This is a genomic window from Pseudomonas sp. BF-R-26, from assembly GCF_019947395.1.
GTDB classification, from domain to species: Bacteria; Pseudomonadota; Gammaproteobacteria; order Pseudomonadales; family Pseudomonadaceae; genus Aquipseudomonas; species Aquipseudomonas farris.
The window spans coordinates 234,087-260,284 of record NZ_JAGYGK010000006.1; the positions used below are offsets into that span (position 1 = coordinate 234,087).

At 56.4% G+C, this 26,198-nt stretch carries 25 protein-coding genes, 1 tRNA gene and 6 pseudogenes; 15 read left to right on the top strand and 17 right to left on the bottom strand.

What is annotated here, in order from left to right; all coding sequences use genetic code 11:
• Positions 1 to 5: 5 nt before the first annotated feature.
• The 4 genes from imuA to KGB18_RS10705 all read right to left on the bottom strand — a co-directional run bounded on the left by imuA (position 6) and on the right by KGB18_RS10705 (position 3,305).
• A complete protein-coding gene (gene imuA / locus KGB18_RS10690; protein ID WP_123722357.1) occupies positions 6 to 623 on the bottom strand; it encodes a translesion DNA synthesis-associated protein ImuA in 618 nt (205 codons plus the stop codon).
• Entirely contained in the window at positions 623 to 1,240 is a 618-nt protein-coding gene (lexA, locus tag KGB18_RS10695) for a transcriptional repressor LexA (RefSeq protein WP_123356666.1), read from the bottom strand. Before lexA ends, imuA begins: the two co-directional genes overlap by 1 nt.
• A gap of 196 nt (positions 1,241 to 1,436) precedes the next feature.
• Positions 1,437 to 2,405, bottom strand: a complete 969-nt coding sequence (locus tag KGB18_RS10700; protein ID WP_123722356.1) for a Gfo/Idh/MocA family protein — start codon at positions 2,403 to 2,405, stop codon at positions 1,437 to 1,439.
• A 12-nt stretch (positions 2,406 to 2,417) separates the two neighbouring features.
• A complete protein-coding gene (locus KGB18_RS10705; RefSeq protein WP_123722355.1) occupies positions 2,418 to 3,305 on the bottom strand; it encodes a Dyp-type peroxidase in 888 nt (295 codons plus the stop codon).
• Positions 3,306 to 3,504: 199 nt separating this feature from the next.
• On the opposite strand from KGB18_RS10705, the gene KGB18_RS10710 reads away from it, so the two are divergent.
• Together KGB18_RS10710 and KGB18_RS10715 are read left to right on the top strand one after the other, a co-directional pair.
• Positions 3,505 to 5,130, top strand: coding sequence for an NADP-dependent glyceraldehyde-3-phosphate dehydrogenase (locus KGB18_RS10710; RefSeq protein WP_123722354.1), 1,626 nt, complete (start codon positions 3,505 to 3,507; stop codon positions 5,128 to 5,130).
• Between the two features lie 68 nt (positions 5,131 to 5,198).
• Entirely contained in the window at positions 5,199 to 6,218 is a 1,020-nt protein-coding gene (locus tag KGB18_RS10715) for an FUSC family protein (protein ID WP_123722353.1), read from the top strand.
• Positions 6,219 to 6,226: 8 nt separating this feature from the next.
• Here KGB18_RS10715 and KGB18_RS10720 read toward each other — a convergent pair whose 3' ends face one another.
• Positions 6,227 to 7,120 carry a DMT family transporter gene (locus tag KGB18_RS10720; RefSeq protein ID WP_123722352.1) on the bottom strand — a complete coding sequence of 298 codons (894 nt, stop codon included), beginning with the start codon at positions 7,118 to 7,120 and terminating at the stop codon, positions 6,227 to 6,229.
• A 135-nt stretch (positions 7,121 to 7,255) separates the two neighbouring features.
• Between KGB18_RS10720 and KGB18_RS10725 the strand changes: the two genes are divergently transcribed.
• Positions 7,256 to 7,693, top strand: a complete 438-nt coding sequence (locus KGB18_RS10725; RefSeq protein WP_008006559.1) for an Lrp/AsnC family transcriptional regulator — start codon at positions 7,256 to 7,258, stop codon at positions 7,691 to 7,693.
• A gap of 88 nt (positions 7,694 to 7,781) precedes the next feature.
• Here KGB18_RS10725 and KGB18_RS10730 read toward each other — a convergent pair whose 3' ends face one another.
• Positions 7,782 to 8,453 (bottom strand): Bax inhibitor-1/YccA family protein, encoded by a 672-nt coding sequence (locus KGB18_RS10730; protein ID WP_007898177.1) that lies wholly within the window; start codon positions 8,451 to 8,453, stop codon positions 7,782 to 7,784.
• A gap of 124 nt (positions 8,454 to 8,577) precedes the next feature.
• Between KGB18_RS10730 and KGB18_RS10735 the strand changes: the two genes are divergently transcribed.
• The 3 genes and pseudogenes from KGB18_RS10735 to KGB18_RS10745 all read left to right on the top strand — a co-directional run.
• Positions 8,578 to 8,665: transfer RNA gene (locus KGB18_RS10735), tRNA-Ser, on the top strand.
• Between the two features lie 348 nt (positions 8,666 to 9,013).
• A pseudogene (locus KGB18_RS10740) lies at positions 9,014 to 9,201 on the top strand (IS5/IS1182 family transposase); the annotation flags it as partial.
• Between the two features lies 1 nt (position 9,202).
• A pseudogene (locus KGB18_RS10745) lies at positions 9,203 to 9,475 on the top strand (transposase domain-containing protein); the annotation flags it as partial.
• On the opposite strand, the gene lgt reads toward KGB18_RS10745, so the two are convergent.
• From lgt to KGB18_RS10765, 4 genes are all read right to left on the bottom strand, one after another.
• Positions 9,472 to 10,281, bottom strand: a complete 810-nt coding sequence (lgt, locus tag KGB18_RS10750; protein ID WP_223569861.1) for a prolipoprotein diacylglyceryl transferase — start codon at positions 10,279 to 10,281, stop codon at positions 9,472 to 9,474. The pseudogene KGB18_RS10745 and the gene lgt overlap by 4 nt on opposite strands.
• 362 nt (positions 10,282 to 10,643) lie before the next feature.
• Positions 10,644 to 10,952, bottom strand: a complete 309-nt coding sequence (locus tag KGB18_RS10755) for a hypothetical protein (RefSeq protein WP_052964378.1) — start codon at positions 10,950 to 10,952, stop codon at positions 10,644 to 10,646.
• Between the two features lie 44 nt (positions 10,953 to 10,996).
• Positions 10,997 to 11,710 (bottom strand): helix-turn-helix transcriptional regulator, encoded by a 714-nt coding sequence (locus KGB18_RS10760; RefSeq protein WP_052964379.1) that lies wholly within the window; start codon positions 11,708 to 11,710, stop codon positions 10,997 to 10,999.
• A complete protein-coding gene (locus KGB18_RS10765) occupies positions 11,703 to 11,957 on the bottom strand; it encodes a helix-hairpin-helix domain-containing protein (RefSeq protein WP_223569862.1) in 255 nt (84 codons plus the stop codon). The genes KGB18_RS10760 and KGB18_RS10765 overlap by 8 nt, the downstream gene beginning before the upstream one ends.
• 306 nt (positions 11,958 to 12,263) lie before the next feature.
• Between KGB18_RS10765 and KGB18_RS10770 the strand changes: the two genes are divergently transcribed.
• Both KGB18_RS10770 and KGB18_RS10775 read left to right on the top strand, forming a co-directional pair.
• Positions 12,264 to 12,605, top strand: a complete 342-nt coding sequence (locus KGB18_RS10770) for a GyrI-like domain-containing protein (protein WP_223569863.1) — start codon at positions 12,264 to 12,266, stop codon at positions 12,603 to 12,605.
• 61 nt (positions 12,606 to 12,666) lie between these two features.
• A complete protein-coding gene (locus KGB18_RS10775) occupies positions 12,667 to 12,882 on the top strand; it encodes a DUF6434 domain-containing protein (protein ID WP_052964381.1) in 216 nt (71 codons plus the stop codon).
• A 42-nt stretch (positions 12,883 to 12,924) separates the two neighbouring features.
• On the opposite strand, the pseudogene KGB18_RS10780 reads toward KGB18_RS10775, so the two are convergent.
• Positions 12,925 to 13,172, bottom strand: a pseudogene (locus tag KGB18_RS10780) (transposase domain-containing protein); the annotation flags it as partial.
• A gap of 527 nt (positions 13,173 to 13,699) precedes the next feature.
• Here KGB18_RS10780 and KGB18_RS10785 point away from each other — a divergent pair.
• Entirely contained in the window at positions 13,700 to 14,857 is a 1,158-nt protein-coding gene (locus KGB18_RS10785) for an HBL/NHE enterotoxin family protein (protein WP_223569864.1), read from the top strand.
• A gap of 240 nt (positions 14,858 to 15,097) precedes the next feature.
• Here the strand turns inward: KGB18_RS10785 and KGB18_RS10790 are convergent, their stop codons facing one another.
• On the bottom strand, positions 15,098 to 15,577 hold the full coding sequence (locus KGB18_RS10790; protein WP_223569865.1) for a hypothetical protein: 480 nt from the start codon (positions 15,575 to 15,577) through the stop codon (positions 15,098 to 15,100).
• A gap of 511 nt (positions 15,578 to 16,088) precedes the next feature.
• On the opposite strand from KGB18_RS10790, the gene KGB18_RS30030 reads away from it, so the two are divergent.
• Both KGB18_RS30030 and KGB18_RS10800 read left to right on the top strand, forming a co-directional pair.
• The gene (locus KGB18_RS30030) at positions 16,089 to 16,451 is read left to right on the top strand and encodes a GIY-YIG nuclease family protein (RefSeq protein WP_223569866.1); all 363 of its coding nucleotides are present in this window, start codon (positions 16,089 to 16,091) and stop codon (positions 16,449 to 16,451) included.
• Positions 16,452 to 16,529: 78 nt separating this feature from the next.
• Complete coding sequence (locus KGB18_RS10800; RefSeq protein ID WP_223569867.1) at positions 16,530 to 16,964, top strand: hypothetical protein; 435 nt, start codon at positions 16,530 to 16,532, stop codon at positions 16,962 to 16,964.
• Between the two features lie 240 nt (positions 16,965 to 17,204).
• Here the strand turns inward: KGB18_RS10800 and KGB18_RS10805 are convergent, their stop codons facing one another.
• Positions 17,205 to 17,612 (bottom strand): DUF3224 domain-containing protein, encoded by a 408-nt coding sequence (locus KGB18_RS10805; protein WP_030131260.1) that lies wholly within the window; start codon positions 17,610 to 17,612, stop codon positions 17,205 to 17,207.
• Positions 17,613 to 17,825: 213 nt separating this feature from the next.
• Positions 17,826 to 17,996: pseudogene (locus tag KGB18_RS10810) on the bottom strand (transposase domain-containing protein); the annotation flags it as partial.
• Between the two features lie 287 nt (positions 17,997 to 18,283).
• Between KGB18_RS10810 and KGB18_RS10815 the strand changes: the two are divergent.
• On the top strand, positions 18,284 to 19,561 hold the full coding sequence (locus KGB18_RS10815; protein ID WP_123722350.1) for a sugar MFS transporter: 1,278 nt from the start codon (positions 18,284 to 18,286) through the stop codon (positions 19,559 to 19,561).
• Between the two features lie 11 nt (positions 19,562 to 19,572).
• Here KGB18_RS10815 and KGB18_RS29895 read toward each other — a convergent pair.
• The 3 genes and pseudogenes from KGB18_RS29895 to KGB18_RS10825 form a co-directional block, all read right to left on the bottom strand.
• Positions 19,573 to 19,930, bottom strand: a pseudogene (locus KGB18_RS29895) (site-specific integrase); the annotation flags it as partial.
• 290 nt (positions 19,931 to 20,220) lie between these two features.
• Entirely contained in the window at positions 20,221 to 20,481 is a 261-nt protein-coding gene (locus KGB18_RS10820; protein WP_123722349.1) for a hypothetical protein, read from the bottom strand.
• Positions 20,482 to 21,380: 899 nt separating this feature from the next.
• Entirely contained in the window at positions 21,381 to 22,577 is a 1,197-nt protein-coding gene (locus KGB18_RS10825; protein WP_123722455.1) for an MFS transporter, read from the bottom strand.
• 232 nt (positions 22,578 to 22,809) lie between these two features.
• On the opposite strand from KGB18_RS10825, the pseudogene KGB18_RS10830 reads away from it, so the two are divergent.
• The 3 genes and pseudogenes from KGB18_RS10830 to KGB18_RS10840 form a co-directional block, all read left to right on the top strand.
• Positions 22,810 to 23,307 (top strand): annotated as a pseudogene (locus KGB18_RS10830) (AraC family transcriptional regulator); the annotation flags it as partial.
• A 180-nt stretch (positions 23,308 to 23,487) separates the two neighbouring features.
• Positions 23,488 to 23,943 (top strand): (2Fe-2S)-binding protein, encoded by a 456-nt coding sequence (locus tag KGB18_RS10835; RefSeq protein ID WP_123722348.1) that lies wholly within the window; start codon positions 23,488 to 23,490, stop codon positions 23,941 to 23,943.
• Positions 23,943 to 26,192, top strand: a complete 2,250-nt coding sequence (locus KGB18_RS10840; RefSeq protein WP_123722347.1) for a xanthine dehydrogenase family protein molybdopterin-binding subunit — start codon at positions 23,943 to 23,945, stop codon at positions 26,190 to 26,192. Before KGB18_RS10835 ends, KGB18_RS10840 begins: the two co-directional genes overlap by 1 nt.
• Positions 26,193 to 26,198: the final 6 nt, after the last annotated feature.

A 26,198-nucleotide genomic window follows, 5' to 3' on the forward strand; every position in this document is an offset into this window, starting at 1 on the left:
CAACCTCAATGCCCGACGGCAAAGGCAATCGGCGCCGAACGGGCCAGCCCGCCCCGGCACTTGAGCACCCGCAATTGCGCAGGTTTGGCGTCGATGGCGATGCGCAGGGCCGCTGGCGACGGGTTGATGGCTTCACTGATCGAGCGATAGGCGAACGCCAGGGTCTGACCCGTTTCCGCTGCCACCTGCAAACGTCGCAACGCCCGATCGTCGGCCTTGTGCGGCCAGCACAACACCGCCCCGCAACTGCCCGAACGCAGGCATTGTTCCGCCGCCCACAGCGCATCACGCTCGCTGGCCTGGATGATCGACAGTTGCCGCAGATCGACCCCGGCATTCTGCCAGGCCTGGGGATACGGCACGTAAGGCGGCGCCACCAGCACGATGCGCTCCCCCGCCGCCGACAGCCGCGCCAGCGCCGGCCACACCAGTTGCAACTCACCCACACCCTGCCCGGCCAGCAGAATTTCAGTCAGCGCCGCTTCCGGCCAGCCGCCCGTGGGCAATGCCGCATCCAGCGCCGCATGCCCGGTGGGTTGCGGGCTGACGGCCGGTGGCGCAGGCCGGCCCTTCCAGACCTGGCCGCCATTGAACAGCGTATCCAACGCAACGACGGCGCCCATCACCCTTGCCTCACCAGACCGCAGAACACGCCTTCGATGGCCAGATCCTGATCGGCTCGAACAATGATCGGCTTGTAAGCCGGATTGCGTGGTAACAGACGAACAGAATCGCCGACCCGCTCGAAACGCTTGATGGTGACTTCGCCGTCAAGTCGCGCCACAACGATCTGGCCGTTGACCGCTTCGGGATTGCGCCGCACGCCCACCAGATCACCGTCGAGAATGCCGTCCTCAATCATCGAATCGCCCTGCACCCGCAGCATGTAATCCGGCACCCGCGAGAAGATCGACGGATCAAGCAGCAAACGGCTGTGGACCTCGGCATCGGCACCGATCGGCGCACCGGCCGCCACTCGACCGAGTACCGGAACGTCCAGCAACTCGGGTCGCGGCGGTTGATTCAACAGCCGGATACCTCGCGCCTGATGCGGATTGACCTCGATAAAACCGGCCTCGGTCAGCGCCAACACGTGCTTGCGCGCCACGCTGCGGGAGGCGAAGCCAAAGGCCTCGCTGATTTCAGCGAGGCTCGGAGGCTGACCGTGTTCGGCGATTCGATCGCGGATGAAGGTCAGGATGGCGGTACGGCGGGGAGTTAAAGTCGTCATGGAGTACATTTGTACTCTTTTGGGTTTTTCCTGACAAGGACCGCCAGTCAGCTCAACCCGCGGCAGGGGCGCTAAGTGTCAGCAATCCTCTGACCGCTATTGCTTCCTGTGGGAGCGGGCTTGCCCGCTCCCACAGGGATATCAGTCGTTTTCGGGGGCGAGGTTTGCCAAGTAGGGCCACGGGTAGATGCCGCGTTCTATTTCTTCAATCGCGCTTGAGGATCTGGTCCATCACCCAATCGGTTTTCAACGCCTGTTCGGCCAGCGCCGGGTGCTGAGCCTCACCACGGATGTGGGCGTTCATGCCCAGCACGTGGTGCCACTGGATGTGTTCGTGATGTTCGATGTGCAGGCTGAGGTGTTCATCGGCTTCCAGCTGTACCGGGTGTTCGTCGAACACCGAAAAGCTGATCCGGCCTTGGCTGCCGATTACTTCGACCCGGTCCTCACGACGGTCTGCCACGAAATTCCAGCAGCCCATGCCCAGCGCCCCCGACGCAAATCGCCAACTGGCGCTGACGGCGTCTTCAGCGGCGTACAACCCAGCCTGATGCGCGGTGAAACCGGCGACCTCAACGATGTCACCCAGCAGGTACTGGAACAGGTCGAAGCCATGGCTGGCGAGGTCGGCGAAGTAACCACCGCCGGCAATCGCCGGGTCGGTTCGCCAGTTGTCTGTGCCGCCAAGGTCGCTCGATGAAGGCGCTTTGGTCAGCGTCCAGGTCAGGTGCCGGACTTCGCCGATCCGCCCTTCCGCAAGCCATTGCCGCACCTGCTGGAAGCGCGGCAACGAGCGTCGATAATAAGAAACGAACAGGTGCAGTCCGGCCTCGGCAAAGACCTTTTGCATCTCACGGCTTTGCCCGGCATTCAGCGACATCGGTTTTTCGACGCAGCAATGTTTGCCGGCGGCAGCCACTTGCAGGCTGTAAGCGTGATGGCTGTCGGGAGGCGTGGCGATGTACACCGCGTCCACCTCAGGGTCATTGATCAGCGCTTCGGCGTCGGTGTAGGCCCGGGCAATGCCGTGGCGCGCGGCGTAATCACTCACCGCTTCCAGTCGCCGCCCCATCACCGCCACCAGCGCCGAGCCGGGCGCCTTGTAGAACGCCGGCCCGCTCTTGCGCTCGGCCACACTGCCGCACCCAATCATGCCCCAGCGCACCACGCTCATAGACACTGCGGTTCAACCGATGCGCAGTGCGCGCAGGTCGAGGCGACCGTCCTTGAGCGGTGGGCACCAGTAGTAGCCGCCGGTGATCGGTCGGCTGATGCGATACAGACCGTCGGTGATGCCGTCTTCCAGACCGCTCATGCGCCGCAGCTGGGATTCGAACGCGTCGAGGGAAAAACCGAAAGCCAGGAACATCAGGCCGGCACGATCGCCTTCGATCCACGGCATCGAGCGACGGACCACGAAGGCTTCCGGTGTGAAGCTTTCCTGGGCGGTGCGTTTGACGTGGGCAGAGATTGGCGCGTCGTCGAGTTCTTCGTTGTCGCTCAGGCGACGGCCCATGATGTTGTCTTTCTCATGGGACGGCATCGCGTGAAAGCCTTTCAAGTCATGCTGCCATTGCTGGATCGCGGCGAAGCTGCCACCGACCAGACCCTCAGCGCCCTCGCCCAACAACGCGGCGGCCACAGCAGCTTCATCGTGAGGGTTTTCGGTGCCGTCTTCGTAACCGGTCAGGTCATGGCCGCTCATGTGGCGGAAGGTTTCGTTCATCTGCACCAGTCGCAGGGCCGGTGCCAGCGCGGCTTCGATCGCATGACTGCGATTGAGCAGTTCGCCACGGTCAACACCGTGCAGCCAGCACCAGAGCGCGTGTTGGGTCGACGGGTTGTCGACGCCGACACCGACCAGCGCAGGAAAGGCACGCAGCCCGTCGATCTGCGCGTGCAGCGCCTTGACCAGGGATTCACCGAAACCGACGACCGCCGACTTTCCGTCCACCAGGCGCATCAGGTTATCCAGCGCAGCCGGCAGTGCCTCGGCGGATTCAAGGGCGAAGAACATATGACGAGCTTGAGGCGGAACAGGGGTGGCGAGAATGCCCGGCTGGTAATAACTCATATGAACTCCTTCAGAAAGAGCGTGAAGTTTAACCGGGGGATGCTCAGTTGTGTGCGCTCAGGTCAAAAGATCAGCGGGTCATGACAATGTGTTGCGATCTTGGTAAAACGATTCAGCTATGCTGATCAGGCCTTGACCTAATAACGGAACGTAGCGATAACACCTTATCCGCATCACCCAATCCAGACGGGGTAGCGACATGACCACAGCACAAATCCTTGGCAACCTGTTTCCCACCGCCGACAACGTCCCGGAAAAGTACCGCCTCAACGGCCAGACCGAACAGCGCGAATATCTGGTCGACGGTGAACTGAAAACCTGGTCCGGGCCCCTCGCCCAAGTCCGCAGCCCGGTGTACCTGAGCGGCGCGAATGGCGACGAACAAGTGATCCTCGGCAGCACGCCGCTGCTCGATGCCGAGACCGCATTGACCGCTCTCGACGCCGCCGTCCGCGCCTATGATCGCGGCCAGGGCCTGTGGCCGACCATGCGCGTGGCCGAGCGTATCCAGCACGTCGAAACCTTCCTGGCTCGCATGCGCGAACAGCGCGAGGCGGTGGTCAAGTTGCTGATGTGGGAGATCGGCAAAAACCTCAAAGACTCGGAAAAAGAATTCGACCGCACCTGCGACTACATCGTCGACACCATCAATGCCCTCAAGGAGCTCGACCGCCGCTCCAGCCGCTTCGAACTGGAACAGGACACCCTCGGCCAGATCCGCCGCGTTCCGTTGGGCGTCGCGTTGTGCATGGGGCCTTACAATTACCCGCTGAACGAAACCTTCACCACGCTGATTCCGGCGCTGATCATGGGCAACACTGTGGTGTTCAAACCGGCCAAGCTTGGCGTGCTGTTGATTCGCCCTCTGCTCGAAGCGTTCCGCGACAGCTTCCCGGCCGGAGTGATCAACGTCATTTACGGCAGCGGCCGCGAAACCGTCAGTGCGCTGATGGCCAGCGGCAAGATCGATATCTTTGCGTTCATCGGCACCAACAAGGCCGCCAGCGACCTGAAAAAACTCCACCCAAGGCCTCACCGCCTGCGCGCGGCGCTGGGCCTGGATGCGAAGAACCCCGGCATCGTTCTGCCGGAGGTCGATCTGGACAACGCGGTCAATGAAGCCGTCACCGGTTCCCTGTCGTTCAACGGTCAGCGCTGCACCGCTCTGAAAATCCTCTTCGTCCACGAAGATGTGGTCGAGGCGTTCATCGAGAAATTCAACGCCAAACTCGCCAGCCTCAAACCCGGCATGCCGTGGGACAGCGGCGTGGCCCTGACGCCATTGCCGGAATCAGGCAAGGTCGATTACCTGCACACGCTGGTGGCGGACGCGGTCAGCAAAGGTGCAGCCGTGGTTAACCCCAACGGCGGTGAATCCCGCGCATCGTTCTTCTACCCGGCCGTGTTGTACCCGGTGACACCGCAGATGCGCGTCTACCAGGAAGAACAGTTCGGCCCGGTCGTACCGATCGTGCCTTACCGTCATCTGGACACCGTGATCGATTACGTCCTGGAATCCGATTTCGGCCAGCAACTGAGCATCTTCGGCACCAACCCGGTGGCGGTCGGCAGACTGGTGGATACCTTCGCCAATCAGGTCGGCCGGATCAACCTCAACGCCCAGTGCCAGCGCGGTCCGGACACCTATCCGTTCAACGGCCGCAAGAACTCCGCCGAGGGCACGCTGTCGGTACATGATGCGCTGCGAGTGTTTTCGATTCGGACCCTGGTGGCGACCAAATTCCAGGAGAGCAGCAAAGAGCTTCTCAGCGAGATCATCAGCGGACGAAACTCGAGTTTTCTGACCACCGACTACATCTTCTGAGGACACCGAGCCTGAGCATCATCAGAAGCCTTCGACTGCCACCGCTGTTGCGCCGGATACTGCGTCCGTTGCTGGACCCGTACCGGCGCTACCGCCACGCCAAACTGATCCATGCGGTGCGGGTTTCGTTGGGATTGCTGGCGACGATCCTGCTGACCACGGGTATCAACCTGCCCCACGGCGAATGGGCGTCGGTGACCATGCTGGTGGTGATCGGTGGCTTGCAACACCACGGTAATATCGGCAAAAAAGCCGCCGAGCGGGCCATCGGCACCTTGATCGGGGCCGGAGTCGGCTTGTTGCTGGTGGCGCAACAGGCCTGGCTCGGGATGCCGTGGCTGACCTATTTCGCGATGTCGGTGGTGTGCGGATTCTTCTCGTACCACGCCATCGGCAAGGGCGGTTACACGGCGCTGCTGTCGGCGATCACCGTGTTTATCGTCGCAGGACACGGTGACAACCCGGTCACCGATGGCCTGTGGCGCGGGGTGGATATTCTGATCGGCATCGCCTTGGCGCTGGCCTTCTCCTTCGCCCTGCCGCTCTATGCGGTGTACTCCTGGCGCTACAACCTGGCCGATGCGTTGCGCGACTGCGCGGCAATCTACGGCCGCATTATCAAGGGTGAGTCCGTCACCGCTGACGAACACCTGAAACTGATGAATCGCTTGAACACGGTAATGGTGCAACTGCGCTCACTGATGCCCTCGGTATCCAAGGAAGTGCGAGTTTCCATGACCGAACTCGATGCAATTCAGCGCAATCTGCGGATGTGCGTGAGCATCCTGGAAATCCTCGGCAATAGCCGACCGAATGCCGATGACTCCGAGGCAATGGCCCATCTGCAATCGGCATTGAAAGCCGAACACCGACAGATTCGGGTGCAACTGATCGGTATGGCTCGGGCGTTGAAATCGGGCGCTTCGCAACGGCTCAGCCGGCCAGCCGAATCGCCATCGGACTCAACGCTCGATGCGTCGGTCTACAGTCCGCTGGATGCCTATCGATTGCTGACCCGACAATTGACCGCGAACATCGGCGAGATGCGCCAGCGTTTGGCGAAGACCGCACCGCGCTGGAACATCTGAGCCGCTGTTTATTGTGTAGCCACCCGCCGAAGCTTCAAGCCCCAACCCTGTTGCATCCCGGCGGCGGCCAACAGAATCGCGGCAACACCGATCCATTGCAGCGGCTCCAGGCGATGGCCGAAGGCGAACCAGTCAACGAAAATCGCCGCAATCGGGTAGATGAACGACAGCGCGCCGGTCAGCGCTGTCGGCAGTTTTTGAATCGCGCCGTAGAGCAACACATACATCAGACCGGTATGCACGATGCCCAGGGTCACCAGGCTGGCCCAGGCATCGGGCGTTTGCGGTATCGCCGAGAAATGCGCAAAGGGCGCGAGCAACAGCACGCCGGTGCAGACCTGGATCAACGCAATCAGATGCGGTGGCGTACCGGTCAGGCGTTTGATGATCAGCGCGGCAATCGCATACAGAAAGGCAGCCCCCAGCGCCAGACCAATCCCCATCAGGTAATCGTTGCCGCCCTCGCCCTGCCCGCCATGTGCGCTGACAATCGCCAGCATCCCGATAAACGAAATGCCCAGCCAGAACAGTTTTTGCAGGGTGATCTTCTCTCCCAGAAACAGCGCGGCCAACCCCACCAGCATGAACGGCTGGACGTTATAAACCGCCGTGCCAATGGCAATCGAGGCGCGGGAGTAAGACGCGAATAACAGCACCCAGTTACCGACAATCGCCACGCCGCTCAGCACGGCCAGGAGGAAAGTGGTGGACGTCAAAATGCCAGGGCGCAGAAAGCCGAACGCTGCGCAGATCAGCAATAAGGTGGCGGCACCGAACACGCAGCGCCAGAACACCACGTCCAGCACCGGTTGCCCGGACACGAGCACGAACCAACCAATGGTCCCGGAAATCAGCATGGCGGCGGTCATCTCGAATGAGCCGCGACGTAGTGTTTTGTCCATCATCAACCTCCTGTGTTTGAGCCCAAAGTATGCCAATCCACCTGGGGGCTTCTCCAGCGCAAAAAGCAGGCTAAACTCGGCTTCTGCCTTTTTTATCAAGGCTTATTCAGCCGATTGCCTAACAGGGGATTCGCCATGACCGACGACATCGACCAAGTGCTGATCAGCGCGTTGATGGAAGACTCACGCCGCTCGCTCAAGGCCCTGGCACAGATCAGCGGCCTGTCCTCACCCAGTGTCGCCGAGCGCCTGCGCCGCCTCGAAGAACGTGGCGTGCTCAAGGGCTATACCGTCGAGATCGACCCCAAATGCTTCGGTTATCAACTCCAGGCCATCGTCCGCATTCGCCCGCTGCCGGGCCAGTTGCAGGAAGTAGAGCGACAGATTCAGGCCATCCCCGAATTCACCGAGTGCGACAAAGTCACCGGCGACGACTGTTTCATCGCCCGCCTGCATGTGCGCTCGATGGAACAACTGGACACCCTCCTCGATCGCCTTAACAGCCACGCCGAAACCAACACCGCCATCGTCAAGAAGACCCCGGTCAAACGCCGGCTGCCGCCGATGGCGTGAGTGCTGTTTTTGTTGAAACCAACGAGCTGAGCCAAATCACAGACAATAAAAAACCCGCCGAAGCGGGTTTTTTACTCAGGGCTGGCGATCAATCATCGCGGCTCATGATGCCGAACAGTTGCAACAAGCTGACGAACAGGTTGTAGATCGATACATACAGGCTGATGGTCGCCATGATGTAGTTGCGCTCACCGCCGTGAATGATGGCGCTGGTCTGGAACAGAATGCACACCGACGAGAACAGCACGAAACCTGCGCTGATCGCCAGTTGCAGACCGCTGATCTGGAAGAACAAGCTCGCCAGAGTCGCGCCCAGCAGCACAAAGAAACCGGCTGTGATGAAACCACCGAGGAAGCTCATGTCCTTGCGGGTGATCAGCACATAAGCCGACAGGCCACCGAACACCAGCGCGGTCATCGCGAAGGCCGAACTGACCACTTCCGCGCCGCCCTGCATACCCAGGTAACGGTTGAGGATCGGGCCGAGCAGGAAACCCATGAAACCGGTCAGCGCGAACGCAGACACCAGGCCCCACGCCGAGTCACGGAGTTTGTTGGTGAGAAAGAAAAGGCCGTAGAAGCCGATCAGCACCACGAAGATATTCGGGTAGCCGACACGCATCTGCTGCGCGACAAACGCCATCACGCCGCTGAATGCGAGGGTGAGAGCGAGTAAGCCATAAGTGTTGCGCAGGACGCGGCTAACCTCTAGCTGCTCAGCCTGCACGCTGTTATTAACTGCGTAATCCTGTTCGCGCATGGCGACACTCCTGTTGGGTTTGAAACGTTCAGTCGCAAAGATCATAACAGACGCTCTGTAACAAGCCATGCAGAGAGTTTGACAGTGTGTTTCATTCAGGTATTATGGCGCCCGCAACGCAAACGGAGGTGTGGCCGAGTGGTTTAAGGCAACGGTCTTGAAAACCGTCGACTGTAACAGGTCCATGAGTTCGAATCCCATCGCCTCCGCCATATTTGTACCGACAAAGCCCTGATTATTCAGGGCTTTGTCGTTTCTGGCTTTTGGCAAAACCTGCCAGCCCACACTTCAGCCCACACCCTGGATGAAGTATTGCTTTTCGACCGGCCGTTAGTTTTTCGAATGGCCTATTGCCTACACCTACATTCCTGAAAAACAGGCTCAGGGGGTAGTTTTCGCAGAAAACGCCGGAACGAATGTAGAGATCGCGACTTCTCCTCGACGCAGCCCAACAAATTACACACAAACAAAAACGCCGCTCCGTGCAGACTGTGTGAAAACCTAGCAATCTGCTGGCCGGTTAAAGAAAATGCCCGTATCGCAAGATACGGGCATTTTTCATGCGCTATATCCAAGGTGAAAACCGCTCCCAGACCGCGCTGTTTCCACTCTCGCTGGACGAACTCATTCCCGGGGATCATCTGGTTCGGGTCACCGAAGCCTAATTTCCCTTCTGGACTTTGAGCAGTTGGGCTTCGACAAAGCCAGATCCAAGGCCACGGGACGCCCTTCGTACGATCCCGCCGACCATTGATAATAATTGGGCGGAGAACCAGATCCGGCCTTGAGCTCTTGGACGCAAGAACTGGCTCTTCGCAGGATCGCTACGCAGCGGAAAACGGGCGGCGGCGATCATGAGCTTGATCCAGTCTGCGCGGCTGAATGGTCATGATCCGTATGCCTACCTCAAAGAGGTTCTGACGCGGCTGCCGACGCAGCGGGCGAATGAGATTGAGCAGTTGCTGCCGCACCGGTGGCAAAGTTCCCCCCCCCTTCTTGCCCACAGCCGGTCTATTGCCTAACTCGTTTGCTCGCATAGCAATTTTCTGCCACTCCGTTTGGCTAGAACCATAAGCGTCAGCCCGACGAGAATAGGCGGAATGCTCAATAGTTGGCCAACGTTTAGTGACAAGGAATAGTCATAGCTGGCTTGGGGCATCTTGGTGAATTCAAGCAGGAATCTCGCCGAGAAGACTGCTGACAAAAACAACCCGCTCAGGAACCCCGGTTCCAGGGGGGGGCGGCGTTTCTGGTACAGCAAGAACATCAGCAAAAACATTGCTAGATAGACGCATGCTTCATAGAGTTGTGTGGGGTGCCTAGGCAGCGTATCAATTCGGGAAAATACAATTGCCCACGGAATATCGGTCGGAACACCGGCGATCTCAGAATTGAAGAAATTGCCCACTCTGATCAGGCAGCCGCCCAAAAGAGCAACTATGGCAATCCTGTCCAGCAGCCAGAGATAGCCAATGTCGGAACGACGTCGGCAGAATAGATAGAGGCTAAGGGCGAGTCCAATAGCGCCGCCGTGGCTTGCTAGCCCGCCTTTCCAGATGGCTAGGATTTCCGCAGGATTGCTGAAGTAAAACGCTGGATCGTAAAACAGCACGTGCCCAAGTCGGGCGCCGAGCACTGTACCCAAGCCGAGATAGATCAACAGAGCGTCCAGGTCACCCTCAGGCTTACCTTCTCGTTTGAAGATAAACCTCATGATTGCCATACCGAAGCCAAACGCGGCTGCGAACAGGACACCGTACCAATGGATATCGAGCACTCCGAACCGCATCAGTACAGGGTCGGTGTTCCATACAAAATACTGCTCCATCGCGCAATCTCTCCTTGTCTAGCAGACGCTTCCACTTGCAGTTATCCCTTTCCCTGTAAATCAATGCGCTACAGATGAAGCCTCGTTGCCGCAGGCTCTGTCACAGGAATCAGTTCGCAACCATATCAGTTCATCGGCCATGGAGCTTAGCCGCAGGGATCAGGGCATATGGCATAGAGGTGATTGATAGCTCTGAGTCACGCGATGCGAGTTGGGCGGACGATACGTTTTTCGAAACGGTTTTTACCACAATAACGTCAGTTTGCAGCCCGTAGCCTAGCAATAGGTGATGGAAGTGACGGCACCGATGCCTGACAGCAAAGGCATCGGTGTCTCTTGCCTGCTCTGGCAGTCCGTCGGGGTCAACTCATCTCTGGAACGAGGTGACTCATGAACGTCAGGTTTTCAATAGCGTACATATACTCAGAGAATCTCGGATCTCCATCGTTGAACGCCTTTGCCACTTTTTGTGCGTTCTCAAGACTGTCCCACATTGCTAAATCCGCGAAGATTCGGTCGTCACTCATAGGGCAGTACGCGTGGTATTCGATCAAACCAGGAAAGGTCTTTAACGTTTCACGAAGCCCTGCGCGGAGCACAGGTACTTGCGCAACGCATTCCTGTTTGACCTTGAAAATGGCTAATTCGAGTACATGAGATGAGCGCTGCATAGGGATGACCTGCTGTGTGTTAGGAAGTCCCAATTATCAATAGCTCATACTGACAGCGTAGTGTCAGTAGCAGTGATCGCTTTCCACTGGTTTGCCTGGTGCTTCATATACGCTTGGAGATCAAGGGCAGGATTGTCGGGTGATGGTTGTTGAGCAATAGCGATGGAGGCTATGCGATCGACCCGAAAATCGCGGTAAGCCGCCCTGGTACTACACCAGCTTCCAACCGTCCACTTTCCTCCCCAGTAGAAAAGGCCAAGGGGAGAAATGAGACGTTGCGAAACCATACCGTCCAGGCTGGTATAAATTATCTTCAGCGCCTGGGTGTTTTCGATGGCATTTCGAAGGGTTGCCAGATGGCCTCGCGTCGAGGAAGGTGTTGTTCCAAGTGCCCTGATTTTTGCCGCGCCGGGGTCAACCTTGTGATGGACTATGGACGCTGAGATTTTGCTCAACAACATCCTCGCAGCTGCACTTAGATCGTTATCGGCGGAAGCTGACAGCATTTCCATCCCGAGCATCAATGCATCCAGTTCGAGCCTGTTCAACGTTAAAGGCGGCATCTCAAAATCGGCATCCAAGGCATACCCCACGCCAGCGGTACCATAGATTGGGATTCCACTGAAGGAAAGGTCGTCGATGTATCGATAGATTGAGCGAACGGAAACGCCAATTCGGCTAGCCAGTCGTTCAGCAGAGATTGGCTGATGGACACGAATCAGATTTACCAATTGAAATAAGCGATCAGCTTTACGCACTAGGTGTGCTCAACTGAGAGTCCTTTGCAAGCTCAATGGCCGCGTTAATGGCGGCCCGAGCTTGGGGGCTATTCTTCCAGCAAGTTGATCCCACCGCTGCCGATGCCTGAGCCAGGATGTCACAGGCATTCGCTTTGCTGAGCACAACTAGCGAGTCAATGCCCATCTGCTCAAGGCGAGCGATGACGGCTGGCCCTACGCCCTTTAAGGCCAACAAGGCATTATGTTCCGTCAGTGGAAATGGCATCCGTAAACTCCTGTTATCGGCCAATGAAGCAATCGGAGTTTGCCCGACGGGAGAGAGCATCTCAAGATATGGACTCCATCGCCCTAAGCGTAGGCATCAGGAAGATGGGTTCGGCAGACGCTTACCGAGATCGTGCATACGGTGCTAAAGCGCCCCGCTTTCACCCTAACCGAATCCGATCACTGCGGCGCTCGAAGAAAATCGTCTGCTACGCTCAGCGTCGGCTCGATAAGCATTGGAATTGCTTGAAAGCACGTGTTCATGAATGAGCCATCCCATCACTACAGGCCATACAAGGATGACAGCATGACCGACAGACGACCGTTCGCTAATAGCCGAACCTTCGGGCACGAGGATGGTAGTTTTGAGTACATTGCTGGCACAGAGGTGTCCAGCGTCGACAGTCTTCCTTCAGCTTTTAGGTACTTCAAAGTGCCTCAGCAAAACTATGTCGTGTTTCGACACCTGGGCCATATCTCGACAATCCATCAGACATTCTTCACCATTTTCAATCACTGGTTGCCTGAATCTGAATATGAGCTTGCCGACGCTGCTGAATTCGAGCAGTACAGCTCTGATTTCGAACCATCCCGAGGTAAGGGTTACGTGGATGTGTGGATACCGCTTGCAAGAGCCCAAGCATCCTAATTGTGGGATCGAAGCCTGCTATAAATCTATAAATCAGACCACTAGCTATGGAGTCTGCCCAATGAGTTTTAACTGGCACAGTGATCAGCTCACTAGAAATACGACAGTTTGCAAGAGTTATCGAAATACACAGAATGTTCGCAGATTCATGGTGGAGCACTGCGGCGTGGACTTTAAATTTGACAGGGATTTTATGGCCTGGATACGTAATGACGTGCCTAAAACTCTCGGAGAAGTCGTCGATGAGTGGTTGCACCAACATCGCGATACCAATTGAGCGAGCGGCAAGCATCAGGCCAACAACTCTTCAAACGGGTGCCTATTTGTGCGGCAACAAATCGCTAATCGCGTTCGCCCAATGAGTCGGCAATCGAGTCATCGAGTCAGCACGTCCTTTAAATAAACATGCGGATCATGTCTGTTGAGCCGTGCTGACTGGATCAAACTCATGATCGCCGCCACCCGTTTTCCGCTTCGTAGCGATCCAGCAAATAACCAGTTCGAGCGTCCAAGTGCCCAAGGCCGTATCTGGTATTCGACTTGGTTGTTGTCGATGGGTAAGTGTCCGGCAAACACGCCTTCCTGACGCCATCGCTTAGGCCGATGGTGTCCACCTATACGCGGACACCATCGCCCTTAATGCTGGTGTTCGGAAGGTGTGTTGGCTGGACGCTTACCCGCGACCGGCTGTCTATTTGGATCAATTGGTCACCGCAACGCACCCCGCCTGCACCGCAGGATGCGGCAATTACCATTTAGATGACTACAACTCTAACTAAATAGATTATTAGGTCACTGAGGGTGGTCAGAGCATCACTCACCATGCCAAAAAACCGACAAACGCAGACTCTTAGATAAAAACCTTATTAACTTCTTGTTAAAACGTGCAGGACAACTCTGCGCTAATAACAAGCGCAAAAAAGCATAAGCCGGCACCTTGCCACTATACTAAAGCATGCTTAACTGTGCTGCACCCGCAGCGCTAGCTCTTCGCATATTTGCGCCGGCTGCCTGAGGTTACGAAGGAGCGATTACTCAAGGATTAATCGTTCGTTCTATGCAGTTCCCCAATTGGTAACATCAGGAGATTTCACATGGACGCGCAAAAAAAGCTATTTTTCCCCTTCGCTCTGAAACCTGTACCGAACGTCACCAGTATCGCAAGTTTACTGAGCACGCCGGCTACTTTTACTGCCGGATCCAACGACCCGTTGCCGATCGATCAACAGCTTGCCAATGCTTTCAATGCCAATAATGCCGTCATGGCGTATGTGTTAGGTATCGGTAATACAAGACTACCGACTATCTCTCCTTCGCCAACGTGGTACAGCGCTTTCCAAACAGCTTTCAGCAACGCCCAGATCCATGCCAACGGGTGGTATCCGATTGCGGCTAACTTGGTCAGCATACCCAACTCCATTGCAGGATATGGCATTGCTTTCAATGTCAGCATGTCGACAATCAATTCATTGGTCACAGTGTTGCAGTCTGATCCCACCAACGCCAGTGCGATTGCAGCGTTGAAATCACAGTTCAGTGGCCTGATCTCTCAGATTCGTTCTTACACGCAGAGCGCTGTGACGGTCCAGCAGACCATTACCGATTTCAGCAATACCTTGGCATCTGATGCAACGGTGCTTTCAAAGGCAGTAAGTGACTCGACTAAGGAGCAGCAAGTAGATCAACAAAAAATCGCAGACTTCAAGGCACATATCGCTTCGCTACAGTCTGAAATCAGTCACTGGCAAACTGTTGAGACGGCAGCAGCAATCGCTGCTGGCGTTGCATTCTTTGCCGGTGCCGTTATCGCAATATTTACGTTTGGGATTGGGCTAGCCTTTGGAATCGTTTCTGCCGCAGCTTTGATTACAACGATGGTGATCGCTTCAAATAAAGTTCAAGCATTGAAGAGTCAGGTGGAAGCTGACAATAGCAATATGAATGCTGTGACGCAGCAGGCTGCAAGCCTAGCTGTGCTGAACGATCAAATCAATGCGTTGATCGCACTTTCCAAGGCCGCAAGTACCCAGATTGCTCTCGTTCTGCAGGTCTGGCAAGAGCTGGAAGCCGAGTTGAACACAGTACTGACGGATCTGAACAAGTGCAGCGGCAACGTCACTGACTTGAATCTCAGCGAGCTTCAGCAGAATCTGAACTCGGCCAATCAGGATTGGCAGACATTGGTCGGACTCTGCAATACGATTGCCTCTATCACCTACAATCAGGCAACTCCGCCCACCGCCAATATCTAACCAAATGCAAACGACAATGGATGATATAGAGCACTTTGTATAGCGATGTCCGGCTGGCTGCCGTGATCAGCAATTAATATACTCGGGCCGTTGAACAGAAGCTATTTATAGTCTTTTTAGCGGTCCGGCATATTACGAAACCTGATGAACACAAGCGCTCAGCTGCACGGAGCTTTCCCAGTCGTAAAATGAATACGGCCACTCCCCACGAAGTGGATGAGTGGCCGCAAAATAATTAAATCAACCAAACCATATTGAGACAATTGTGTCGTCACTGTTCAGTTCAATATTGCAACGTTCCGGCCTCCAATCTTTCGTCAGCCCGCCACCTGTTTTATATACTCGAAGAGAGTGGCCAACCAATTGAGCAACTGTGTGTGGTTGCGCCGAGGTGAGTGAGCCAATCAGCTGACCTATATTCAACTCCTCCGGCGACATTGATCTTACACACCCCTCTTCTAGTCGAAGAAACCCTTCTGACCCACGAAAACCATGTTGTAGTATGTACCAGCCCTCGGCCGTAATTTCAAAAGCGTTGTAACCTCCAGTAGGAAAATAGCATACTTCCGGAACGACCCTACTCCCGATTTTTCCCCCAATTATTTTGTTGGAACCGATCAAGCTACTTAGCTCGGCTCTCGCTTCGTCAAGTGGGATTTTCCGAGCTTCCTTATCGCATTGAATCGTGCCATCAAGCTTATAAACCCATAGGCTAGACATTACTTTCTCCTTCCCTAAGTTTGCTCCCTCATGAGAACACTTACCAAATAGCACACTATTAGGCTGCTAATGAAAAATGCAACACCAGCATGCTATTCAGCTGATTTAGCATAGCTGAAGAAATTCCGGGTTAAACTAACCATCAAGAATCAATCGATATAGCAGCAAGCACGAAGTCCTGCCTGTAGAAACTGAAATGGCGCCGGAACAAATCATTATCGTAAATGGCCAGTCGTATCACCGGCTGCAGGTGACCAAATACCAGCATGTATCCGCCTTATGTCTACCTTTGTGGCGAGCGAGCTTGCTCGCGCTGGGCTGCAGGTGGCTTGATGTGGTTACAGGCGTAATCGAAGCAGTACTCACCGTCGAGTGGAAGCCCTCAAATGCCCAGATTTGGATAGATACAGGGTTTGGCCGAAGCAAGTGGAAGGAGGGAGCCTTTGGGTTCGCAAACTCCAAGATTGCGGGCTACGGCTTACACGAGCGTTAGAGCGGGGCTTTTGAAGGCATGGAGCTTCGTGATCACGCACCTGTTGCTACGAAACCCACTGCCCCGAGGTCAACGAAAAACAGAGCCATTTCTCCAGAGCGACTCAATCCCATTGAAGTTATTGGAGCACCAACGGCCGGGCCAAAAGCTGGAGTTGTTTATGTCCTTAAGTCAGCCTACGGTTATACGGTGGGCAGAACCCGAAATGTGCCTGCTCGTATGAGAGCCTTTGGGGTTCACCTACCCATTACCTATACCATCCCGTTGTGTGCATGGTTTGAAGACTGCCACGTAGCGGAGCAACGCTACCACGACATGTTTGTGCACAAGCGGATCAATGGCGAATGGTTCGACCTCACAGACCAAGACGTGAAAAAATAAGGATGAGGGCCTAAAAGGCTCGCAACGCATCCGACGCCGGGAATGCAAGAACAAAATATTTGGTTACAGTTGCGATAATTGATACGTCAGATCCCGAATTACTGCGGGTTCAGCTTTGCTCCTGATATCAAAGACGACCTCCAGTCCCACCGTAAAATTCATGAGCAATTTCATGAAGCATGCGACTTTCTGGGTTACCGCCCTGGTAACTACACGCAGCGCGAGATTATGAAGCGCGACGGTCGGGAGCAGGCTGACAAAGGCGCTTCTAAGGAAGTTAAGATTGAGGGTGTCCTGATGTTGCTGCGCGGCTGGTTCGATCGTTCCTTGGTAGACGCCATTTATGGCAAATACTGGCGCAAGCACCCAACCTTCGAATCTTACGTGGCGATGATCCAGGATACTCTCGGAGGTAGCTACCAGGAGTTGCAAACTACGTTGAAGGAGCGTTACGGATACCTTCCCGGCGAAATTGAGCGTGGCAATAGCTATTGGTATCCAAAGCGCAACTAGTCAGTTGCTAGGGCGGTAGTGACTCTTAGGCTCTCGTCAGCTGTCTAGCTGAAAAATGGTGCTTCGTCGTTGCGATGGAGCTCCAAACCATTCAGCCAGCTTACGCCATCAGCTTCGATAGTCCTGAAGACTTGGGCCTCCAGGGCTATGGCGGATGATCAACCTGATGCAATCGGGTAAGCACCTAGCGAAGACACCTCCCTGATGCGTCAGCGGCGGTGCCCTTTTCGGCTTGTTAAATTATTCGAGGTGGTAATTCAACCAAATATGGTGCGTTCCATCGATGTCAATTGTGATCCCTCCTGACCCTGATATCCCTTTCAAACCATCCGTACCACTGCCTCCGACTATGCAGAAAAACTCATCTGCACGATCAATTCCGGTAGTGGAGGCGGAATGAATGAAGTTAAAGGAACCCTCTACCCCATTCACCGTACCCTTGAAGCTCTCCATCGCGATGTAGCTGCCCCTTCTTGACGCTTGGTCGAACGCCGCAGTAAAAGCTGTTGAAGAAATACCATCGATAGCCCCTGTATAGGACTTTTCCATAGAGCTGATCGACACTGGTAAGCCTGTTGTAATTTCGGGCGTGGGAGTCAGGTCAGTTGGTTTGAAATTCTTGGAGGAAAAAGTGGCTCGCGCTTCCATTCGGATCAGTCCTGTTCCATATGAGTTGAGGGGTCATTCTAATGCAAGAGCACCCTCACGTTGAGAACGTCAGGCCGAGACCCAATGCTGTGGCAGCAGTTGATCGATCTCACTCACTCACTCACTCACTCACTCACTCACTCACTCACTCACTCACTCACTCACTCACTCACTCACTCACTCACTCACTCACTCACTCACTCACTCACTCACTCACTCACTCGCTCGCTGCGTCGGCAGGCGCGTCAGCACATCTTTGAGAAACGCATAAGGATCATGCCCATTCATGCGGGCTGACTGAATCAAGCTCATGATCGCAGCTGCCCGCTTACCGCTGCGTAGCGACCCGGCGAACAACCAGTTCGAGCGTCCAAGTGCCCACGGCCCTGCTGCAGCCCAAATGAGCGAATTTACCCCTTACCTCAGCATAACCCCCAAGAGATCCAGCGGCTTGCCAAACGAAAAGTCAGGCACTAAGGTAGCGCCCTCTAACGACTGGCCCCGGACTTTGGGTGAGCGGTAGCGGCTACAGACAAAAAATCAGATGGCAGCGCACCCTCCTTTGGCGAGTAATTCACCGCACAAAGATAGCGCTGTCTCACTATCAAGGTGCCTGAGGCTCGATAGAGCTTTCCTTGAAAGTAACAATCACAAGAAAGAGGAAGCCCGTGATGACGAACGCTAGTGCTAGCGCGACTGTCACCAACAGTTTGGCAACACCCCACGCCCAACGGATGAGCACCTACGTGTTCGCGCTGTTTTTCATCCTCGGCAGCATCACCAGCCTTAACGATGTCCTGGTGCCAAAACTCAAGCACCTCTTCAGCCTCAGCTATACCGAGGCCATGCTTGTGCAGTCGTCATTCTTTTTTGCCTATTTCATTTTCGCCATACCCGCAGGCTTGCTCATTTCGCGAATCGGCTACATGAGAGCGGCCGTCCTCGGGTTGCTGCTGATGGCTGGTGGATGCCTGCTCTTCATTCCTGCCACCCAGTCCGCATTGTTTCCAGCCTTCCTCGGCGCCCTCTTTGTGCTTGCGATTGGCGTGACAACCGTTCAGGTCGTTGCGAACCCGCTGCTTTCACTACTCGGAACCGCCGCAATGGCCCCCAGCCGCCTCACCCTCGGCCATGCGTTCAATTCGCTGGGAACCACGGTCGCACCCTACCTGGGTGCCATACTGATCCTGGGCTCCCTCAATACGGTAGATACCTCCGCATTGTCGCCAGCAGAACTGACGTCCTTCCTGTCGCAGGAAGCCAGCGTGATCAGCAACACCTATGCAAGCATTACGCTTTTCATCTGCATCGTCGCCTTGATCGTCTGGCTGAAAAGAAATGAGCTGCAACCGTCAACAAGACCTGAACGTCTCAATCCACTCGCTGCGCTCGACCTTCTAAAGCAGCCGCGCTTTGCACTCGGCACCGTTTGCATATTTCTCTATGTCGGCGCCGAAGTCACGATTGGCAGCCTCATCACCGACTACCTCATGCTGCCGACAACCCTGGCCCTTCCCGCCGAAGCCGCAGGCAAGCATGTTGCCTTCTATTGGGGTGGCGCCCTGGTTGGCCGCTTTATCGGCTCGGCGCTGATGCGCACTTTCGCGCCCGGGAAACTGCTGGCCTTTGCCGCCACGGCAGTCATTGTGCTGTTGACGATCTCTGCCACCACACAAGGCGTTGTTGCCGGATGGTCGCTGCTGGCCGTCGGGCTGTTCAACTCCATCATGTTTCCGACGATCTTTACCCTTGCGACCGCAGGGCTCGGTCATCGCGCGGCGGAAGGTTCGGGCCTGTTCTGTTGCGCCATTGTTGGCGGGGCATTTATTCCTCCATTGACAGGGTATGCGGCCGACCTCTCGACGCTCGCGATGGCATTGAGCGTGCCAGCGACCTGTTATGCCGGCATCGCAATCTACGGTTGGTATGCCCGCGCTCCGAAGCACTAGCATTCCCTGGCGCGGCTAGCCCATTGGTAGAAGCTAACGATCAGATTCAACCGTTTGTTCGCCGTGCCAGGATCGAGCCCCAGCTCGCCTTGAGACCAGTCCCGGTAACGAGATAGGACGCTCAGACCGTTAGCAGGGCTCTCTTCATCCCGGGCCATTGGCTTCCAAGAAGGCGAAGTAGTCGTACAGACGACGTCCGTAGGCTTCCCAAGTCAGTTCGCTTCGTGCCTCACCGGACTCCACGAGAATATGCCTGAGGAAGGATTGCACGGGCTCAACAGGCCAGCCATCTGAGCCAACCAACAGCGGAAAACCTTCGAAAGATCGACCTGCTAACGACAGGTCTTTTGTTGCGAATATCAGTCTCATTCCACAGCCTTCAAACACCTTCCAGCGGACTCCCCATCAGTGGCCAGGATGGGAAAGGGGCCGGTGGCTGTGCCCTGAACGTTTACAGTCCCTAGGATTAGGGTTGAATTTTCGGTTTTGCTGGCTTCGACCAATGCCAAGTACATCGGGCTTATCGCAAACAGACCAATCGACAACAGGGGCCAGAGGGGAAAACACAAGTTCACATATCTACGGAGGGTGATCAAAGCAGTGCAGGAAGCGCTACACCAGGAAAAGCAGCAGGTGGCAACCTGACCAATCCTTCTTTTTCACACACTCTCCACAATCAGTTGATGCTTCGTAGTCTCGATACGCGTAATCGCAGGCACTTGGCCCGGCTGAGAATGGATCATTAAGTACTGTTGGGTACGCTCGGTGTCAAAGACCTGACCTGCTGCCTCCATCTCGTCAATCAGCTGCCGATCGACTGAGTAGTAGCCACAGTTCGAACATTTAAACTCATCAAAACTGCCTACTGGATAAGCTTTCTCGGCGCTATCGCCACATACGACGCAGACAGTGATGCTCATACGCACCTCCTTTTGAATCATCTATCAACTGTAGCTGATCTCGCCTCTATCAACCCTTCCACCGCCCGGGCATGACCCGGCATAGGACGCCCCATTACGAGTGCAGACCAGGCCGCGTGGAATACATACCAACTGGATCGCGCCGCATGAAACGCATCTACTTCAGTGCCGCCATGACCGGCTTCACCGATCTGAACTTCCCCACCTTCAAAGCTAGCGGCTAATCCCGGCACTCGTCATCACCTTTGCCTGAACCGCTTGCACGACTGCGAACCAGAAGAATCTGTTGCATTGCCAGTTGTGCATCAGGATCTCCGCATTCAGCCATGCACTCAAGACAATCGCCTCCGCAATCTTCGAGCTCTGGCGCGGTATCGAGAGGACGCTTGCAAATATTGCATGTACGCATTCTGGGCTCCTGCCTCAGTGTTCAGGCAAATCAGCAGTGCGGATGAGCAGCTATGACGGAAAGATTAAACACCAACCGAGCAGCCAAAGGTAACCGCAACCCGGCTACTGCTGCTCCCTCTTCCTTCAAAGTCAGCCGCTATAGCGGTAACGATCCAATGGCATCAGGGATAAGGGACAAAATCCCCTAAGCGTTCTCGGGCGATCGGGACAGCGTATTCAAGCAGCTCAAGCGCTAGGCCAACCACCGCCCCATGGCCTTCAAACTTGAGTCTGACCTTGGTCAGCATGGTTGATCTGGTTGGCATCGCAGGAACCTCTTTGATCGGTCCTGCTTGATCAGGGCCTTCGTGCAGCGATGAGTTTTGGGCCAAGGCAGCAGGACTTATCGATGCACAGATTACAATCATCGAGAGGCTCAACCACACAGTCGATCGAGCGTTTCTTTTTCTCATGTCGATACCCCATGCGCCGAGCCCTTCCTGATTTTGTCAGGCAGTCGCGTTCGACTCGGCAAGATGAACTTCAGTGGCATTGCGACCCGCTAACCAAGCGAGCGCAGACGCGGCGACCAATACGGCTGCGCTGAGCTCGAATGTGGCTTTGTAACCACTTAGATCAAATGCCAAGCCGCCGATAATTGCGCCGCCTGCGATAGCCAGTTGGACAATGGCCACAAGCAAGCCCCCTCCGGTTTCCGCATCATCAGGAAGAGTTTGAGCCAGCCATGTCCACCATCCAACGGGAGCAGCAGTAGCGACCAGCCCCCATAGACCGAGCAACACTGCGGTCAGCCACGGCGATGCGCCGAAGTTCACTAAAGCCAGCGCTATGACAGCCATTATCAGAGGGATAACCGTCAGCGTGCGGTAGAGGCTATTCCCGATGAATCTTTCGATCAGAAAGGTCCCGATCAAACCTGAAAGTCCCAGCCCCAGCAGCATGAAAGACAATGTTGAGACGCTAACACCGGTCACGACCTCAAGAAACGGGCGCAGGTAAGTGAACAGCATGAACTGCCCCATAAAAAATACGCTGACGGCGACCATCCCCAATGCGACTGGCAACTGCTTCATCAGCCGCAGAGCGTTGCCGCTACCTGTTTGGCGCTCGGCCTTGAAGGACGGAAGACTTATCAGCAGCCACACGGCCGCAAGTGCTGCGACAGGTACAACACAGAAGAATGCGCCGCGCCAACCTATCAGCGAGCCAAGGAAGCTGCCCGCCGGAGCTGCGATTACCGTAGCGAGAGCGTTACCACCATTGACGATGGCCAGCGCTCGGGAAACTTGATCAGCCGGCACCAGGCGCATTGCGGTCGCCGCCGACAATGACCAGAAACCACCGATGGCTATCCCGATCAAGGCACGCCCAAGCATGAATGAGGGGTAGCCCGGCGCGAGCGCGACGATCGTACCTGACCCGATCATTAGCAAGGTCAGACACAGCAGCAACTTCTTGCGTTCGACGCGAGCGGCGATCGATGCAATGACCAGGCTTGTGATCAATGCAAATGCACCGGACACCGAAATGCCCTGCCCTGCCTGGCCTTCCGTGATGTGCAGGTCTGCCGCAATGGGAGTCAGCAGGCTGACAGGCATGAATTCTGATGCGACCAAGGCGAATGCGGCCAACGACATGGCCAGCACGGCACTCCAGCCGCGTTTTTCTGTAGAAGGAAAAGTCATGGAAATTACCTGTGGTGCGAAAAGCGTGTTGGTGTGATGCGCAGGGGGGTCGAGCAGTTTGTCGCCCGCGTGGGCACTCCCCCTGTAACAGATCGACACATTCTCCCGGTCGATCTGCTTGAGCCCTAGTGCATTCCTCTTGAATGCTTGCCTGATCCTCTGAGGCTGCAGGGTGATGGATAGGAAACGTCTGTTCAGCGGATTAGAGTTCGGACAACAGGAGCGACCAACCATGATTCATATACCCCAGCGCCATGAATCACCTTTGGCGTTGAACATTGACCCGCGCGTGAGCGTACCGGGTGACTTCGCGACATCTATTCCCGGCCTGTCGCTGTTTCGTCGCGATCTGCCGGCGCCCCCCGCCGTGTGCATGATCGAGCCGAGCCTGACTCTGGTGGGCCGTGGTGAAAAACGGTTGCGGGTGGGTGGTGAGGGTTACAGCTACGGCCCTTCGCGTTTTCTGGTCACGTCACTGGATCTGCCAGCCAACTCCGAAGTGATTCTTGCCAGTCCCGAAAAGCCCTGTGTCGGCCTCGTACTGAAACTGGATGTCAGCATGCTCGCCGAGGTAATCACCAAAAGTGGCTTGCCTGCGAAGCGACATCAATCAACGGGTACGGGCGCTGGCATTGGCAACATGTCGTCCTCACTGCAAGGGGCGCTCGATCGCCTGCTGGCATTGCTCGATGAACCCGAGGTGATCCCGGTGCTGGCGCCGCTGATTCTGGCCGCCTGTTCGGTACCACGCCCAGTCGTGACATTGCGCTGCTGCGTGGACAGCCACTCGAAACAGAAGCGCTCGGCAACGCGGCAAGTTGAACGAAAGACAAGCTTTTCCGGTGATGCGCCTCGCAGCGTTTCACTACTAATAACAATGCAAGTCAACCGATGATCAAGCGGGTGAGCCATGGAACTACGAATCAACCAGAAGACCTATCAAGTCGATGCCGACGCCGATACGCCCTTGCTGTGGGTGATCCGCGATGATCTGGGCATGACCGGTACCAAGTACGGCTGCGGACTGGCGCAGTGTGGTGCCTGCTCCGTACTGGTGGACGGCAATGTGGTGCGCTCGTGCGTCACGCCGGTGGCTGGTGTGGTCGGCCGGGAGGTCACCACCATTGAGGCCATCGAGGCCGATGAAGTGGGCAAGCGGGTCGTCTCCACCTGGGTCGATCTTCAGGTCGCCCAATGCGGTTACTGCCAGTCCGGGCAGGTGATGGCAGCCACTGCACTGCTCAAACAAAACCCCAAGCCGAGTGACGCACAGATCGAGGCCGCGATGGTCAATCTGTGCCGCTGCGGCACTTACAACGCCATTCATGCCGCCATGCATGAGCTTGCCGGCAAGGGAGACGCATGATGAACGTTCGTATCGACCCGTCCCAGGAAGCATCAGCGCTTGATCTGCACGAACCGGTCAATTTGTCGCGCAGACGTTTTCTGACCGGTACCGCCGTGGGCGCACTGGTGCTCGGCTTCGGCCTGCCGCTCGGTTCGACACGCGTGCAAGCGGCGGCAGCTGCGACCGCCGAGCGTGGCACGCAGGTGCCGGCGTTTCTGGAAATTCGCCCAGACAACCGCGTGCGTCTGCTGTGCCCGTTCATGGAAGGTGGGCAAGGTACGTTCACCGCGATGGCGCAGATCGTCGGTGAAGAACTGGATGCCGACCCGGCGACCTTCCTGGTCGAAGCCGCGCCGCCCGGCGAGGCCTATGTGGTCATGGACAACGGCATGCGCATCACCGGCGGCAGCATGTCGGTGCGCATGAGTTACCCGGTCATGCGCCGCCTCGGCGCGCTTGCCCGCGCCATGCTGCTGCAGGCGGGCGCGGAGAAGCTTGGGGTGCCGGTGGGCGAATTGACCACCGAACCTGGCAAAGTGGTGCATGCCGCGTCGGGCCGTTCGTTGGCGTACGGTGAATTGGCCGAGCGCGCGATGGATCTGCCGGTTCCCGCCCCTGACACAGTGCAACTTCGTGATCCGAGCCAGTTCCGCTGGATCGGTAAGCCCGTGAAGCGCGTCGATGCCTATGACAAGTCCACGGGCAAGGCGCTCTACAGCATCGATCTGAAGGTCGAAGGCATGCTGCACGCCGCCGTTCAGCATGCCCCACGCTTGGGTATGACAGTGGGCAACGTGCGCAACGAAGACCAGGTCAAGGCCATGAAAGGCGTTCACTCCGTGCATCGTCTGCCGGGTGCCGTGGCAGTGGTCGCCGAGCGCTGGTGGCACGCAAAACGTGCGGTAGAAGCGATTCAGGTCGACTGGCAAGAGCCAACGGTCGACAGCAAAGTGCGGCCGATGCCCGCAGATTTTTCCAGCGATGACTGGCTCAAGCGACTCGCTGAAGAAAAGGGCCCAGCCAGGGATGACGAGAATGAAGGGAACGTTGCTTCGATTCTCAGTGATGCCAAGTCTCGAGTCGACGCCACCTATCACAACCAATATCTGAACCACGGGCAATTGGAACCGCCTTCTGCGCTGGCCAGATTCAATCCGGACGGTTCGCTGGAAGTCTGGCTGCCTAATCAGGCGCCGGACATGTTCCGTGCGGATATCGCCAAACGCACGGGGCTGGATCCGTCGCGCATCACATTGCATTCACCACTGCTGGGTGGATTCTTCGGTCGGCATTTCCTGTACGACTCAGCCAGTCCTTATCCCCAGGCGATCGAGCTGTCCAAGGCGGTTGGCCGCCCGGTCAAACTGATCTGGAGTCGAGAGGAGGAGTTCCTGCGTGACGTGCTCCGTCCCGTTGCAGCGGTGAATTTCCGAGCCGCGCTGGATAACGACGGCTGGCCGCTGGCAATCGAAGCGATCAGTGCCACCGAAGGTCCTACTGAGGCCATCGCCGGCAAACAGGGTGAAAAGCTAGACCCCACAGCACTTGAAGGGTTGTCGGGCAAGTCCTATGCGATCCCCAACAAGCGGATCGCGCAGATCTATGTCAAAGGTCCGGCGATGTTGGGGTACTGGCGTTCGGTGGGCAATTCGCTCAACGACTTCTTCTATGAATCGTTCCTTGACGAACTGGCCGACAAAGGCGGCAAGGACCCGTTCGAACTGCGCCTGCATTTGCTGCGTGACAACAAGCGCCTGACCACACTGCTGCAGGCGGTGGGTGAGCTGTCGGGAGGCTGGAAGCGTGGGCCGTTTACAGCCGAGGACGGCACCAAACGCGCGCGAGGCGTGGCGATGGCTTCGCCGTTCGGTACACAGACGGCGGTGATCGCCGAGGTATCCATCGAGAACGGTCAGGTCAAGGTGCACGACATCTGGCAGGCGATTGACCCCGGCAGCATCGTCAATCCGGCGATTGTCGAGGCTCAGGTTAATGGCGCCGTTGCGCTGGGGCTGTCTCAGACACTGGTAGAGGAGTCAGTGTGGGTTGATGGCAAACCTCGGGCTCGCAACTACGACCTGTATCCGATCCTGCCGCCTGCGCGGATGGCACGGGTACACGTTCGTGTCGTCGAGAGCGGGGAAAAAATGGGTGGCATCGGCGAACCGCCGTTGCCGGCCGTGGCGCCAGCCGTCGCGAACGCGGTGGCAACGCTGACCGGGCAACGGGTTCGAAGCCTGCCCATGAGCCGACACACCTTCACCTGATCAACG